The sequence below is a fragment of the Desulfovibrio desulfuricans genome (assembly GCF_024460775.1).
GTDB lineage: Bacteria > Desulfobacterota > Desulfovibrionia > Desulfovibrionales > Desulfovibrionaceae > Desulfovibrio > Desulfovibrio desulfuricans_E.
Genome location: NZ_JANFYZ010000003.1, coordinates 251,481 through 266,268, shown reverse-complemented (window position 1 = coordinate 266,268; position 14,788 = coordinate 251,481). Strand labels below are relative to the sequence as shown.

Genomic DNA, 14,788 nt, shown 5'->3' with positions numbered 1-14,788 from the left:
AGGGTGCTGAAATGTCGGAAGCAAGCCGTGTTTCTGTGGTCATTCCTGTCTGGAATCTCTGGGACATGACAGAGCCTTGCCTGCGTTCGCTGGCCGAGCATTCCGCAGGCGAGAACATGGAAGTGGTGGTTGTGGACAACCACTCCACAGATGCCACGGCTTCAGAACTTGGACCCTTGGGCGAGGCCCTGTTCGGCACGGCATTCAAGGCCGTGCGCATGGCTGAAAATGCGGGTTTTGCACGGGGCTGCAATGCCGGGGCTCGGGCGGCTGGCGGAGATCTGCTGTTTTTTCTCAACAACGACACCACGCTTACCCCGGGCTGGTTGCCGCCTTTGCGTGCGGTCATGTCCGATCCCAAGATCGGCGCGGCTGGGCCGTTGCTTCTGTATCCTGACGGCACCGTGCAGCACTGCGGCATCTATGTGAATCCCTTCAATGCGGTGGGGCACCTCTACGAGCACTTGCCCGGCAGCTTTGCCGCAGCCCGCAAACCCCATCCCCTGCAGGCCATCACCGGCGCGGCCATAATGCTGCGCAAAACGCAGTTTGAATCCTGCGGCGGCTTCCATGAAGGGTTTCGCAACGGATTTGAGGACATTGACCTGTGTTTTGCCCTGCGCGCGCAGGGACTAAAACTGCGTGTGGAGAGCCGCAGCATCATTTACCATCATACAAGCCGGACGCCGGGCCGCTTTGCCCATGACAGGGAAAATTGCACCCTGCTCATGCAGCGTAAAGGCGGGGCAGTGCGCCCTGATGAACACGTGCTGGCAAAACTGGACGGATACGACCTGCGTATTGGTGAAAATCTCGATACCTGGATGGTGTTGCCCGAGGAACAGCAGCAGCGCATCAGCGCGGAGTTCTGCGCTAAGCCCTTTAACAGCGAAGCCTGCAAGGCTTTGTTGCGTGCCGAACCTCTTTGGCTTGAGGGCTGGCTCTTGCTGGCGCGGCATCAGGAGCAGGCGGGCGACCTTGTTGCCGCAACGGGCACGCTTATGGACTGCCTGCGGCTCATGCCCGACCCACGGGTGTGCAAAGCGTTGTCGCAGCTTGATCCTCAGGCAGTATTTGAGGGCGGCACGGGCGACCCTGCAATGGCAAAAGTCCGTGTACAGCAGGCGCGCCGTGCGGCTTATGCCAACGGCGATACAGCTCTTGCACAGTTGCTAGGCCAGTGGCTTGTGGAACATGCTGGCTGAACAGGGCAGGCTCTGAAAATATAAAAAATCGCGGTAGAGGCAAGCTCTACCGCGATTTTTACCATCAATTCAGGCGATAATGACCTAGAATCGTGCAACGATCAGGTCTTCAAGACTCCGCTTCGGCACATAGTGGACGCCTTCGGCATCGCGCCAGTAGGCAGTTGCGCCACCCTCGGGCATAGGGGCCACAACGCGCTTTTCCTTGGCAACGCCGAGGCCCAGCACCAGAGCGATTTTCATGTCTTCCGGCACGTTCAGCAGGGAAGGCGCGGCCTGATGGTCAAAGGACTGAATCATGCAGCAACCCCAGTCTCGGCTGGTGGCGGCAAGCTGGATGGTCTGGGCCGCAATGCCTACATCCATGCAGGTTAGTTCCTTGCCGGTCTTGGGCATAAGAATGACCACAAAAGCTGTAGGGCGATCACCGGGGTGCGGGCCGCCCCAGTCTTTCAGCGCGCCTGCCCAGCGGGTGAGAGCGAACAGCTTCTGGCAGGTTTCGCCGTTGCCCACAAGCATGAAGCGCAGTTCCTGCCCGTTTTTGGCGCAGGGGGCGAGGCGTGCGCAGTCCACAAGCCATTCCAGGTCGGCCATGCCAAGCGGCTGGTCTTCATAAAAGCGGCGGCAGGTGCGGGCCGCTTCCGCAAGCGCTTTAAAATCCATAGCTGGCTCCTTGGTTTTTCCGGGACAAACCCGGTCGTTTGCGTCAGTCAGACTCAGCTTACACTGTTACCAACAGGAACCACAACTGGCTCCACTGGATACACGCGCCAAGAAAATCTCCGGAAACTCCGCCGTGTTCCCGTGTAGTGTCAATCAGGCTGTGGATCAGCAGAAATTGTCCAAAGGCCAGCAGGGGCAAGCGCCAGAATGGGCAATTGCCCAACAGCAGAACCAGCACAAGCATGCCCGTTGCCAGCACAACTTGCCAGCGGGCCAGTTGCGGGCTTGAGCCAGCGCAGGCAAGGCCTCCGAGCGAGCGCTCATCGTGCGGCACTGTATATGCCGCCAGCCAGATGCAGGCTGCGCGACCCCAGGCGGGCGCGAGCAGGGGGGCAATCCACTGGCCGTTGGCAAGCTGCCATGTGAGGGCCAGCCACAAGCCGCTGAAGGCCACAAGAAGATGCAGCGCCCCAAAAGCGCCCAGGCGGCTATCCCGCAGCACGGCCCAGAAGCGCTCGCCGCTGGCTCCACTGCTCGTGGCGTCGCCAAGGTCTGATAATCCGTCCCAGTGCAGGCCTCGCGTTGCCCATATTTCGCAAAGCATCCAGGCCCAGGCGGCAAGGGCGGCGACAAGGCAGCGGCCCGCAAAGCCTGTGTCTGGGGCGTCAAAGAGCCACAGGCAGAGAAAGGCGGCTGCCGTGCAAAGTGCGCCAAGCACCAGACCCACAGGGGCAAAAAAAGGCATGGCCGCGCTGAGTGAATCTGCGGTGCAGCAGGGCCGGGGAGGGACTAGGCGGGTCAAAAAAGCCAGGGCGTCATGAAAGCGCCCTGGCCAGGATGTCACAGAAGCGAGTGCCACGGTTGATTACCGCGTCTGGGGATGATTGAACGCCAGCGCATAGAGATGGTGGAAAAAGTCCACGTACTCCACGTTGATTCTGTCCGGCACCTTGATGCGCGAGGGGGCAAAGTTCAGAATGGAGGTAATGCCTGCGTCCATCAAGTGCTGTGCTGCCCTTTGCGCCCGCTCCGGCGGTGTGGTGATGATACCGATCTCGATGTTCAGATCAGTCACCATATCTTTGAGGTCGCGTGTGCAGTGCACTTCAAGACCGTGGACAATTTCGCCGATTTTGAAGGGATCGCAGTCGAAAATGCCCACAATGTTGAATCCGCGTGAGCGAAATTCGCCGTGGTTCAGAATGGCCTTGCCGAGGTTGCCGACGCCGATCAGCGCCATGCGCCATTCGCGGTCAACACCCAGGGATGAGGTGATGGCGGCAATGAGCGATTTGACATGATAACCAACGCCACGGATGCCGAATTCGCCGAAGTAAGCAAGGTCTTTGCGCACCTGCGAGCCGTTGACGCCGCAGGCTTCTGCAAGGGGATTGGATGAAATGACTTCGACACTGTCACGTGCGAAATTTTCCAGCACCTGAACATATGTGGCAAGGCGCTGGATAGTCGCGCGGGGGATGTGTTTGCTTTTGGGTGGGTTGACCATGTTGTACCTTCTGGGATGCCAAGCGTGTCTTGTTGTTACAAACTTTGTGAATTTGATTTTATAGCAGAAATACACACAGGCGCAAGCTTTGTGAATACATGGCGCACATGGCAGGCAACTTCGCTAAATAGCAGGAAAAGAAGCGTGTTATGCCTGCAATGTTCAGCTGGGACCAAGAACAGTGGAACCGAGCCTTGGCTTTTTCCTGCTGACTTTTTTGATAAAATTTATTTCACCACTTAGCAAGTTGCAGCTAACGCAAAGACACAAGTTCGCCATCTGTTATTTCAATACGTTAGGTTCTAAAAGCGATGTAGGACATAATCTATACCATAAAAGTTAACAAAGGTTAAGCCTCTTACGAAGCTTGGTGAATGCTGACTCAAGGAAAGGTATTTGCTGTGTGGTCGATAATGGTCTTTCTCTATATATCAAGTCTATCCCTGTGGAAGTGTGTACTCAACAATGTTTGACATTCTTTGTCAGGTATTGTGACTGAGGCAAAGTTTTATCTTCATGGTTTTTGCTGTTGCAGGCCGTTAGGACTTCAAAAAATTGCTGGTTGGAAGCAGTAGCGGATTCGAATCGATAGCTACAGACGTAACAGATCAAATCTGTTGCAAATAAAAAAGGCGGCCCAAGGGCCGCCTTTTTTACAAATCAATGTGATCCGGACTTACGCGTAGGGGTTGGCGTACAGCAGGATGAAGCTGATAACCAGGGCGTAAATGGCCAGCGATTCGATGAAGGCGAAGGCCAGAATCATGGTACCGGTGATCTTGCCGCTCACGTCAGGGTTGCGGGCAACGCCTTCGCAGGCGCCCTTCAGACCAAGGCCCATGCCGATGCCGCAACCGAAAGCGGCAATGCCGATGCCAAGGGCGGCGGCCAGGCAGGTGTAGCCCAGAGCCGAGGCGTCGAGCTGGTTGGCAGCAAAAGCCATGGTGGCCATGCCGAGAAGGGCCACGGTGTTCAGGGCGATCATCAGAAACTTACGCATGAGACACTCCTTGCACTGTTGTATTGTTGGGTCGTTATCGACCATTCCCCACTATGTGTCGTGTGTAACGTCCCGCAATTTGCCGATGATTATTCGGCGGGCCGCAGGCAGCCCGGTGGCCATCGGCCTAATGCTCGGGTGCTTCAAGCGCGCCCTTGATGTAGAACATGGTCAGCATGAAGAACACGAAAGCCTGCATGGTCTTGCCCAAAAGGAAGAGGGCGTAGATGGGCAGGGTGCCGAGTATGGGAGCCATTACGAAGAACAGCACCATAACGATTTCTTCACCGCGGATGTTGCCGAAAAGACGGAGAGAAAGCGAAACCGGGCGCGAAAGATGCGAAACCACTTCAAGCGGAAACATGAGCGGAATGAGCACCTTGGAGGGGCCGGTAAAGTGGTGGATGTAGTGCGCCTTCCAGCGGATCAGACCCACGGCGTTGTAGAACACGAGCACAAACAGCGCCATGCACACGGTGGTGTTGAGGTTGGCTGTAGGAGCGTCAAAGCCGGGCACAAGACCCATGAGGTTCATGCCGAAGATGTAGATGAACATGCCAGCCAGGAGGCCAACGAACTTGCGTCCATGCTCACCCATGGTGGCAAGGATGAAGTTCTCGATGGTATCCACCAAGGCTTCAAAAAAGTTTTGCAAACCTCCGGGAACCATGGTCAGCCGACGGCGCATGATCAACGCTACGGTGAACAGAATGGCCATACAGACCCAGGAGTAGAACACATGTTTGAATTCCACCATCGTTCCACCGATGGTGATCTCGTCCATGCCCATAAATGTGGAGAGCAATACCGGATGCGGCAAACCACCTGCCATGAGCCATGCCTCCTGGTGAGTACGCGCCAAAGCGCGGCGTTAATGTTAGACCCGTGCGGGCCATTCCCCAAAATTTGCGGCCTTGGGCATTTGCCCTGCCGTGCTGCGGCTGTAGTGCCCCGGTTTAGTCTGCCCGGCGTCGCGGTCCACGCGCTGCCAGGGCATAACTTGCCAGAGCGCAAGCTCCGGCTGCGGCCATGCCGCCTACTATGGCGAAAACAGGTGCCTGATACACAATCAGCGAAACATAAAGAAGCGCGCCGATTATAACCAGCCGACCCATCCAGCGCACAAGTACTATGCGCAAAAAGGCCGTGCTGTAATCCCCCAGGCCCTTGCGCAGAAAAAAGCGCGCCAATCCCCAAAAAGTCCAGGCCATGATGGTCAGGCCCACTCCAAACCAGAAAAACCAGGGTGTGGCCGCAAAGGCCAGCCCGCCGATCAAAAGACTGCACGCGGCGAACAAAATTTCGTTACGCAGCAAAACACGGATAGCCGGGTGATCTATGCCGCGCCGCCAAAGCCAGGCGTCAAGGCTGTGTATCATCTGTTTCAGTCTGCGCACGGCTGTTTGTTTTGCCTTGCCCCGCTGGGGGTGTTTCGCTTTGCTGTTCCGGCACAAGGCCTTTCCGGCGGGCGTCTTGCGCCGCCATTTTGCGCAGCAGGGCCTGAGTGTCGCGATACACGTTCAAAAAACCCGCCGCAATGCCGATGAACAGAAAAACCAGCTTGCCCCATGGGCTGGTGCCAAACCAGTGGTCAATGCCGTAGCCTATGGCAAAACCCACTGCGGGGCCGCTCACCAGATGCAGGCCAATGACCCCTGTGTTGGCCATGGCTTCCATGCCGGTTTGCTGCTGCTTAAGAAAATCCTTGAACGACATTAAGGCCTCCGCGCACGTGGCTGGAACCTGTAAGCGTCATGGTCCCCTTAACGCTGTTCAAATTATCACAGGCGACCCGACGCGTCAATGACTTTGGGCGGAAACTTGTGATTACGCTGCATTCCTTAGGGGCCACAGACGCGGAAAACTGGCTGTTGATACCAAAAATCGAGCCTCGTGAATATGAAAAAAAATGTCTGCCCGCAGCTCAGTCGAGCCTGCGCCAGAGGCTCAGGCACTCAAGGTGCGGCGTGTGGGGAAAAAGATCAACGGCTTCAAGCCGCTCCAGGGAATACCTGTTGCGCAGCTGGGCGGCATCGCGCGCGAGCGTCGCCGGGTTGCACGATATATAAAGGATTCTGTCTGGGGCAATCTGCATGAGTGCATCCAGCGCGCGCGGCGAAAGCCCGGCCCTGGGCGGATCTGCCAGAGCGTCTGTTGCCTGCGGAATGCTGGCTGACTCGTCAAACCCAGCTGCCAGCCAGCGGCTTGCAGGCTCCAGAGGCACAAGGTGCTCAAGGCGGTACGCCGCATCCCCTGCCTCATACTGGCAGTAATTGATGTCATTGGCCCTGGCATTTATGGCGGCAAGCTTCACGGCCCGACTGTCCTGCTCCAGGCCCAGCAAGGCGGAATAGTTACGCGCCAGCAGCAGGCCCGGTGCGCCAACGCCGCAATAAAGATCGAGCAGGCCTCGGGGGCGGGCGTCCTGGTGACTCGCCGCCGGGCTGTCAGCCAAAAGAATGCGCTGTGCCGCATGCGCAAGCGCCTGCGCCCCGCCAGTATTCACCTGAAAGAATGAAGCCGCATCGAGGGTAAAGTTCATGCCGGCAAGGGGCAGAAACAACCGTGCGGCCGAGGGATTTTCCCGGCCAGTGTCGTCCAGGGTCTGCACGCGCTTTTCGCCAAAAGCAAAGGCATCGGCGGTGGCGCGTTCTTCATGGATAAAGGCCGCCAACTGGGGGAATGCGGCCAGTACCTCCCTGCCGAGCATCCGCACGGCTGCACGCTGTGCGGTATCGCCAGGGCTTGTGATGCACAAGGCCCACCAGCGCGGAGTGCGCATGTCCGCTGCAAGGCCTCGCCTCAGTACAAAAAAACGCCAGAATCCATAGTCCACGGCCTCGTGAATCGGGATGGCGTGGCTGCGCGGGGTGCGCCGGGCAAAGCCGCCCCGGCGGCCCTGTCTTTGTTGACCTTGCGTGGGGCGAAAGGGCTGACCTTGCCTTGCATCGGGCGCTGCATAGGCGGCAAGGCCGCTTTGCGCCGCCAGTTTGCCCACCATACTTACTATTTGAAGCGCTTCGGATGGCATGAGGGCGCAGTGCGGCACATCCACTACATCGCGGCCATTGCGGCGGCGTAGGCCAAGTTTCAGTCCCGTTCCGTCTTCAGTGTCGTGCCCGAAGGCAAATTCCATTTTATTGCGAAACCGCGTCAGCGCGGGCGACCCTGTGACGGGCGGCAGCATTGATTCAATCTGAGCGCGGTCAAACTTGCCAATGCGGGTCAGGGCGTCCACTGCCAGAGTGCGCTTCCAGTAAAGTTGCTGCGCATAGGGCATGGTTTGCAACGGGCAGCCGCCGCATCCAGCATGGTGGGGGCATATGGGATCGACGGCGTCCGGCGACTGGCTGAGCAAGGTCGAGGCTTCTGCATCTATAAAGGAGGTTTTGCGCCGCAAAACGCTCGCGTTCACCCGCTGGCCCGGCAGGGCATTTGCCACAAATACGACGGTGCCCTTGCTGGCATGGTCGTCGGCTGGCGCAAGGCGTGCAATGCCGCGCCCATCGTGCGAAAGGGCGGTGATATCAAGCGTGAGCTGTGTGGGGGCTGTGTTCATGCGCCCCACAGATAGCAGCAGGCTTGCGGCTGTGCAAGTGCGGCTGGAAGAGGAAGGGGGAGGACGGCGCGTGGCTGGGTGCAGAAAGGCATTGCTCCCTGCCATGAAGTTGTGTATTCTCGCCACTCGCGCAAGTCGCGGACTGTTGTAGCGAGTTTTGCAAAAATTTCTGCGAAACGCGCTTGACATTTGTCGGCCTGTGGGGCAAATATGCCTTTCTCTTTTTGGAGGTTGATATGTACGCGATTATCGAGACCGGCGGAAAACAGTACCGCGTCGAAGAAGGTTCTAAAGTAGTTGTGGAAAAGCTTGCGGTTCAGGCCGGAAGCGAAATTTCCCTGGACAAGGTGCTGATGGTCGGCGGCGCTGAATGCAAAGTCGGCGCTCCCTATCTTGCCGGGGCCGCCGTTATGGCGGAAGTGGTGGATCACGGGCGCGGACCCAAGATCAAGGTGTTCAAGCGCTGGCGTCGTAATGACTCGCGCAAGCTGCGCGGTCACCGCCAGGATTACACCACCATTCGCGTTAAGAGCATCAACGCCTAGAACCCGGCTTTTGCTGAGGTTCGGCAGGCCGCGGGCATGGTCTGCCAATAGCCCCGCTTTCGTGCAGGGCGCGTTGAAAGATATTTATTTTGCCCCGCCGGTCCACAGGGTCGGCGCCCCAGGGAGGCTACCATGGCACATAAGAAAGCAGGCGGCTCTTCGCGCAACGGTCGCGACAGTGAAGGCCAACGCCGCGGCGTAAAGCGTTTTGGCGGTCAGAGCGTTCTGGCTGGCAATATTCTGGTGCGTCAGCTCGGCACTACCGTTTACCCCGGTGTGAACGTGGGCATGGGCAGGGATTTTACCCTGTTTGCCAAAGTGGCCGGCGTTGTGCGCTTTGAGAAGTATATCCGCAAGCGTCGCGTTCACACGCGAGTGCATGTGGAGGCGGCCGCCGACTAAGCGGCCGCGTGGAATTTGCCGATGAGGGAAGGGGCCGCGAGGCTTCTTCCCTCTCGGTGTTTGTGCTGGGGTATGTGTGGCGCAGGCCACAGACCGAAAAGCAGGGAACGTGGGGCAAACAGGTGTTTGCCATGTGGCGTTGACCTGCATTGCTGCAATATTTGCGCGGTTTTTCGGAACGGCAGCCCCTTATACATTACGGCGAGCGCCAGCATTGCAGGCGCAGCCGCGCGGACTGACCGCAAGGATATCCCATGCGATTTGTAGATGAAGCTCGAATTCAGGTGCGCGCCGGTAAGGGCGGGCACGGTTGTTTGTCTTTTCGGCGCGAAAAGTTTGTGCCGCGCGGCGGCCCGGACGGCGGCAACGGTGGTGACGGCGGTTCAGTGCTGCTGAAAGCCGATGGCCGTTTGCTGTCATTGTACGATTTTCGGCTCAAGCGCCTTTACGAGGCCCGGAATGGTCGCCCCGGCGAGGGTAGCCAGTGCGATGGCAAAAAAGGTGAAGACATGGTGCTGCACCTGCCGGTGGGCACGCTTGTTTTTGTTGAAGGGCCTGATGGTGAAGAGCTGCTGGCCGACCTCAGCGATCCCGAAGCGGAAGTGATGGTTGCACGCGGCGGACGCGGCGGAAAGGGCAACGAACATTTCAAGTCTTCCACCATGCGCGCACCGCGTTTTTGCCAGCCCGGCGAACCGGGTGAAGAAAAGAATCTGCGCCTTGAGCTGAAGATTCTGGCCGATGCCGGTCTGTTGGGCTTGCCCAATGCGGGCAAATCCACCTTTATTTCGCAGGTCTCTGCGGCGCGTCCCAAGATCGCGGCCTATCCCTTCACCACGCTCACGCCCAACCTCGGCGTGATGATTGACGAAGTGGATCCTGACAGGCGCATGGTCATTGCCGACATTCCCGGCCTCATCGAAGGCGCGCACGAAGGTCAGGGGCTGGGGCTGCGCTTCCTCAAGCATGTGGAGCGCACACGCTTTCTCGTGCACATTCTCAGCGTGGAAGACGTGGGCGAGGATGACCCCTGGGCGGGCTTTAACCTCATCAATGAGGAACTGTGCCGCTTTGACGAAGAACTGGGTGAGCGTCAGCAGATCGAGGTGGTCAACAAGATCGACCTCATCAGCCCCGAGCGCCTGGAAGAGCTGAAAAACAGGGCCAAAGCCGATGGCCGGAATATCTTCTTTATTTCCGCGCGGGACAACATCGACCTTGAGCCTCTGGTGGAAGAGTTGTGGCGTATGCGCGATGAAACCGTCAGCCACGCGCCTATCCTGCATTTTGCCGATACTGACGGCGATGAGGAAGAGGACTTCCCCGAAATTGAAGTGATCTATACCCGCGAATAGCGGTCTGTGGAGCATATATGACAGCGCCGACGGAAGACTGGCGGCAGGAACGCGCACGGGTGCTTGCCCAGGCGCGGGTGGTGGTCGTCAAGGTAGGCAGCGCCGTACTCACCGATGCCCAGGGCCTGAGCATGCCTGTGCTGGAAAATCTGGCCGGGCAGTTGGCGCGTCTGCGCAACCTGCTGCCTGCGGGCGATGTCGCATCCAGTAACGCGGGGGGCGCGGAGCCGCGCCGTCTGGTGCTTGTTTCTTCCGGCGCTGTGGCCGCTGGGCGGGCCGCGCTTGCCACGCGCGGGCATGTGGTTGAAACCACGGGCCTTGCGGCGCGTCAGGCCGCGGCAGCAGTGGGGCAGGGGCAGCTCATGCAGAGCTGGGACAAGGTGTTTTTTGCGCACCGCATGCCCACCGCTCAGGTGTTGCTGACCCGCGATGACCTGCGCGCGCGTCAGCGCTTCCTCAATGCGCGCAATACCTTTGCCGAACTGCTGGAATGGGGCGTGCTGCCCATTGTCAATGAAAACGACACCGTATCCATCAGCGAACTGAAGTTCGGCGATAACGACTGCCTTGCAAGCCTTCTGGTCAATCTGACCGGAGCTGATCTTTTCATCAATCTCACTTCCGCCTCGGGCGTTCTGGCTGCCGATCCGCAAAAAGATCCCAACGCCCCCATCATGGATCACATTGATGATGTGGCGGCCCTCGACCTGGGTCAGCTTTGCGGCGGCAAGACTTCCGTAGGCACGGGCGGCATGTATTCCAAGTTGCTGGCGGCCCGTCGCGCCGCGCAGATTGGCGTTCCCACGCTGATTTTGCCGGGGCGCGAGCCGGAGATCATCACGCGGGCCTTTGCCGCCAGCGGTATTTGTCCGGCTCCGCAGGGGCACGAGCCATTTACGGGCGGCACATGGGTTTGCCCGGCGCGGCATGCCATACCGCGCCGTAAATTCTGGCTGGCCTATCAGTCTGATCCGGCGGGCAGCGTGCATGTGGACGCAGGCGCGGCCAAGGCCCTGCTGCACAAGGGCGGCAGCCTGCTGCCCGGCGGCGTGTTCCGCGTTGAGGGCAACTTTCAGCAAGGCGGGCTGGTGCGCGTGCTGCACGAAGGGCAAAGCCTTGGCGTGGGCCTCTCCAACTACAGCACCTCAGACCTGAAAAAAATTATGGGCCTGAAACGGCACGAAGTCGCAGCTATTCTGGGTGATGCGCACTACCCTGAGGTGATTCATAGGGACAATCTGCTGCTTGATGCGGCAGTGTGAATACAAAGGGCCGGATTTGATATGCCCTCATCTGAGTAGCTTGCGATAGAAAGGTCACCCAGGCTTCGCTGCTATGCTCCCCATCAGATAGGCAACATAAAAAAGCGTCACAGGCGGAACATGTGCAAGAGCCGCTTGTGACGTCTTTCAATAAGGTGTCAGTGCCACTGGTTGCTGCGCGGGGAGAAATGCAAAAATCCGGAATGTTGGTGAATGGGAGCATTGCCGGGATATAAACTGATGCATGCCCCAGGGAGATTTGCGCAGCGACAGTACTCAGGATGTTGTGGAAATAATACTGCCAATATCCCGCAAAAGAGGGTCTTCCTCACTCGGCATCGCATCCTGCGCGGCCTTCTTCAGAATGTCTGCTTGTTCCACCAGGACATTCGCCTCGCTTGTGTAAGACCCTGACAGCGAATTATTCCGGCTATATATCACATCGACTGTGTTTATTTGTGTCGAAAGATCACTGATAAGCGCATCTATATCAAGCGATCCGCTGCTTAAATCAACACTCTTCAGGTAATTCAGATACGACAAATCATTCAGTGTAAAGGTTGAGCTACCGTATCCCATCTGTAGTTTAAACGTCGAGGATTTCCCATCGCCGCTGATGGTGAGGCGACTGTCATTCGTCCAGCCAGTTTTGTCTAACAGAGAAATATTATTGTATTTTGTGCCAGAAGCAACTGACGAGAGCTCTCTGGCAAGGGCTGTAAACGCAGCGCCGTTGACGCTGCCCTTGGTCGGATCGGCCTTTACCTCTTGGGCAAGGGTTAACATCTGGTTCAGGTTGTCGCGCACTGTGGATGTGGACGTTGCGATCAACGTGGCTATATTTGCCCCTTCCGTGGCGTTTTTCGCCCCTTGCCGCAGCATGGATGCATCAGTCCGGATTCGCCCGGTCAACGCTGCGGCAAGCATTTCTTTGCCGGATGTGTACGTTGGGGGCACAGACTGCGGCAAACTATCCAGCAGAAGGCTCAAGCTTGCCTTCTTTAAATATGTGGCTGTCAAAATATCATCAAAAAAGTCCATTCCGACACCTCACTTGCGCACAGTTTGGCACTCCTCATCTCCCTAACGACATTTTTTTTAAAAAGTTTACCTGAATTTTGCCGCTCCTTGCAATGTGGAAGCCACGAAATATGAAGCCTGAAAACAGCTTACTCCTGTATTGCTTTATTTTTAGTGCACTTACCAAACGCGAGAAACATCCCATAGCAACCATCGCCGATGGGTAGGACTTTAAATCTGCATGAAGCAGGCCCTATCGCGCGGCAAAGATTAAGTCACACAAATTGCTACCATAGCCACCTGTCCCTTAAAAAACTAACTGAAGCGTTCACATGGAAGAGGTGTGCAGCTAGCAGGAAACCGTCGCTCTGCTAGAAGAACACATACGTTTTTATACTGCGAAGAGATTTCAAAAAAGGTTCGGCCAGCTCTCTCCGATAGAATTTCGGGAAAAGCTGGCCGATTGAATATTCGCCCTGGCCTTTTTGGCCTGTCCACTTGATGGGGAGCAGACCACAGTCCGGCCTTCCCATCTTTTTGGGCAGGGTGTTAGCCGTGTGACCTGGATTTGCTGAACCGGATGAATACTTCGCGCAATTCCTGCCGGGAAAAGCCCATTACAGCGGGCATGCCCAAGCAGAGCAGCCCGATAGCCGCGGTGTAGATGACGCCGGAAACAAGAAAACGCGGCAGGGAATCCACATCGCCAATGCCAAGATAGAGCGTAAGCTGGCGGCAGCCAAAAGCCAGCAGCAGCAAAACGGCTAGGCTCCATATCTGGTGGGCCACGTTGCGCCAGAACTTGAGCGGAATAAAGCGCGATGCCAGCCAAAGATAGACGTTGACCGTGATGATCTGCACGCACACGGTTTTGATCGCCAGCCCCACAGCACCGAGCCCAAGGCCGAAATATTCCGGCGGCGCAAGCAGAAACCACGCTGTGCTGAAACCGTAAATGCATTCCAGCGCCGCCATGTTGCGCAGCACCTTGGTGCGGCCCGTGGCGTGAAAAACCGATCCGGCAAGCTGCCCATAGGCCTGATGCAGGGGATAGAGCGCCATGATCTGCACAGGCAGGGTCGCAGCGGCAAACTGCGCGCCGCCGAAAAAGTTCACCAGGGCGGAACCCTCGGCCAGCGTAAAGCACGAAAAATAGGCAGCCACCACATACAGCAGTGGGGCAAAACGCGTGAGCAGGCGGCCCATGGCCTCGCGGTCGTTGTTGCCCCAGGCGATGGAAAGCTCGCGCATGACCAGAGGCGTCATGGCTGAAACAAAAAGAAAACAGGCCATGCTGACTTTTTGGGAAAGGGCAAAAAAGCCCTGTTCCACGCTGCCGTCAAACCATTGCAGTAGCCAGCGCTCGGCAGTGAGGAGCAAAAAGGAGAGCAGGGCCTGCACGAACAGCGGGTGGCTGTAATTGAAGAACTCCCGCCCATAGGCGCGCGTCTGCTCAGGCGTGAGCCGAAAGTGCAGGGGAATGCCCGCCTGCCGCCAGTAGGTGCGCGTAACCAGCCAGTAGCCAAGGGCAGTTGCCCCCAGCATGAGGTATTGCTGGGCAAAGAGCGTGTGAATATTCAGCCAGTCGGCCCAGAACATGAGCCCCAGCAAGCCCACTGTAAACAGCGACACAACGGTGCGCACCATCTCGGAAGAAACAGTTGCGCCCACGGCATCGTTCATGGAGCGCAGCACGCGGCCCCACCATGTCAGAAAAGCCCACAGGGCTGCCAGCGGTGCGAGCCACAGGGGCACATCGGGCATGAGCAGTTCGCCAGCCGCAGGAATTTGCAGCAGACCTGCGGCCAGCAAGATAATAGCGAATACCGCCACTGTAACGCGCATGTAAAAGCCGATGAGGCCGGTCTCTGCCTGCCGCCGCGAAAGGGAATTGTAAAAGCAGGTGGAGGTTCCCATATCCAGAAAGCCGGAAAGCTGCTGGAACAGGTTGGTGGCAAAGCTGTAATTGCCGTACATCTGCGGCCCGAGAGCGCGGGGCAGAATGGCCTCCATGACAAGGTAGACCGGGACGGAGGCGATATTGGCCACGAGCTTGAATATGTAGCGGCGGGCCAAAGTTGGGGTAGAGCTTTGCATGCCGGGAAATTAGCTCACTTCGGCGGCGCGCTCAAGTGGCTGAGGCCAGTGCGGAAAAAATACCTGCTCAGCCGATTACCCGCATCCGGTTGCGGTGGGGCACTCCGGCAGGGCGGCAGGAGGGGCCATGCCGTGTTTACGGGCGTAAAAAATTACCGTACGATTCTCATTCC

The 14,788-nt window shown here is 57.6% G+C and carries 16 protein-coding genes; 6 read left to right on the top strand and 10 right to left on the bottom strand.

All coding sequences use genetic code 11. From position 1 onward, the window contains the following. The first annotated feature begins 11 nt into the window (after positions 1 to 11). The gene (locus NE637_RS05470) at positions 12 to 1,205 is read left to right on the top strand and encodes a glycosyltransferase family 2 protein (protein WP_227118699.1); all 1,194 of its coding nucleotides are present in this window, start codon (positions 12 to 14) and stop codon (positions 1,203 to 1,205) included. Positions 1,206 to 1,289: 84 nt separating this feature from the next. Here NE637_RS05470 and NE637_RS05465 read toward each other — a convergent pair whose 3' ends face one another. From NE637_RS05465 to NE637_RS05430, 8 genes are all read right to left on the bottom strand, one after another. Continuing rightward, positions 1,290 to 1,868, bottom strand: a complete 579-nt coding sequence (locus tag NE637_RS05465; protein ID WP_227118700.1) for a nitroreductase family protein — start codon at positions 1,866 to 1,868, stop codon at positions 1,290 to 1,292. A gap of 58 nt (positions 1,869 to 1,926) precedes the next feature. Continuing rightward, entirely contained in the window at positions 1,927 to 2,712 is a 786-nt protein-coding gene (locus NE637_RS05460; RefSeq protein WP_227118714.1) for an adenosylcobinamide-GDP ribazoletransferase, read from the bottom strand. Between the two features lie 21 nt (positions 2,713 to 2,733). Continuing rightward, complete coding sequence (locus NE637_RS05455) at positions 2,734 to 3,375, bottom strand: redox-sensing transcriptional repressor Rex (RefSeq protein ID WP_022658857.1); 642 nt, start codon at positions 3,373 to 3,375, stop codon at positions 2,734 to 2,736. A 676-nt stretch (positions 3,376 to 4,051) separates the two neighbouring features. Continuing rightward, on the bottom strand, positions 4,052 to 4,375 hold the full coding sequence (gene atpE, locus NE637_RS05450) for an ATP synthase F0 subunit C (RefSeq protein ID WP_022658856.1): 324 nt from the start codon (positions 4,373 to 4,375) through the stop codon (positions 4,052 to 4,054). Between the two features lie 127 nt (positions 4,376 to 4,502). Then, complete coding sequence (gene atpB, locus NE637_RS05445; RefSeq protein ID WP_192112627.1) at positions 4,503 to 5,207, bottom strand: F0F1 ATP synthase subunit A; 705 nt, start codon at positions 5,205 to 5,207, stop codon at positions 4,503 to 4,505. A gap of 124 nt (positions 5,208 to 5,331) precedes the next feature. Further along, positions 5,332 to 5,772 carry a hypothetical protein gene (locus NE637_RS05440; RefSeq protein WP_227118701.1) on the bottom strand — a complete coding sequence of 147 codons (441 nt, stop codon included), beginning with the start codon at positions 5,770 to 5,772 and terminating at the stop codon, positions 5,332 to 5,334. Continuing rightward, positions 5,738 to 6,091: an AtpZ/AtpI family protein gene (locus tag NE637_RS05435; protein WP_027180827.1), complete on the bottom strand. Its 354-nt coding sequence runs from the start codon at positions 6,089 to 6,091 to the stop codon at positions 5,738 to 5,740. The genes NE637_RS05440 and NE637_RS05435 overlap by 35 nt, the downstream gene beginning before the upstream one ends. Positions 6,092 to 6,299: 208 nt before the next feature. Then, positions 6,300 to 7,934 (bottom strand): class I SAM-dependent RNA methyltransferase, encoded by a 1,635-nt coding sequence (locus tag NE637_RS05430; protein ID WP_227118702.1) that lies wholly within the window; start codon positions 7,932 to 7,934, stop codon positions 6,300 to 6,302. A 236-nt stretch (positions 7,935 to 8,170) separates the two neighbouring features. Here NE637_RS05430 and rplU point away from each other — a divergent pair, with 236 nt between their 5' ends. From rplU to proB, 5 genes are all read left to right on the top strand, one after another. Beyond that, a complete protein-coding gene (gene rplU, locus NE637_RS05425; protein ID WP_192112630.1) occupies positions 8,171 to 8,479 on the top strand; it encodes a 50S ribosomal protein L21 in 309 nt (102 codons plus the stop codon). Between the two features lie 132 nt (positions 8,480 to 8,611). Further along, the gene (gene rpmA, locus NE637_RS05420) at positions 8,612 to 8,881 is read left to right on the top strand and encodes a 50S ribosomal protein L27 (RefSeq protein ID WP_192112631.1); all 270 of its coding nucleotides are present in this window, start codon (positions 8,612 to 8,614) and stop codon (positions 8,879 to 8,881) included. Positions 8,882 to 8,889: 8 nt separating this feature from the next. Further along, positions 8,890 to 9,024 carry a hypothetical protein gene (locus NE637_RS05415; protein WP_256186036.1) on the top strand — a complete coding sequence of 45 codons (135 nt, stop codon included), beginning with the start codon at positions 8,890 to 8,892 and terminating at the stop codon, positions 9,022 to 9,024. Between the two features lie 111 nt (positions 9,025 to 9,135). Beyond that, positions 9,136 to 10,236 carry a GTPase ObgE gene (obgE, locus tag NE637_RS05410; protein WP_227118703.1) on the top strand — a complete coding sequence of 367 codons (1,101 nt, stop codon included), beginning with the start codon at positions 9,136 to 9,138 and terminating at the stop codon, positions 10,234 to 10,236. 17 nt (positions 10,237 to 10,253) lie between these two features. Then, positions 10,254 to 11,498 carry a glutamate 5-kinase gene (gene proB / locus NE637_RS05405; RefSeq protein WP_215648226.1) on the top strand — a complete coding sequence of 415 codons (1,245 nt, stop codon included), beginning with the start codon at positions 10,254 to 10,256 and terminating at the stop codon, positions 11,496 to 11,498. Positions 11,499 to 11,774: 276 nt separating this feature from the next. Here proB and NE637_RS05400 read toward each other — a convergent pair whose 3' ends face one another. After that, on the bottom strand, positions 11,775 to 12,539 hold the full coding sequence (locus tag NE637_RS05400; RefSeq protein ID WP_227118704.1) for a hypothetical protein: 765 nt from the start codon (positions 12,537 to 12,539) through the stop codon (positions 11,775 to 11,777). 528 nt (positions 12,540 to 13,067) lie between these two features. Beyond that, a complete protein-coding gene (locus NE637_RS05395) occupies positions 13,068 to 14,615 on the bottom strand; it encodes a lipopolysaccharide biosynthesis protein (RefSeq protein WP_215648240.1) in 1,548 nt (515 codons plus the stop codon). Between the last annotated feature and the right edge of the window lie 173 nt (positions 14,616 to 14,788).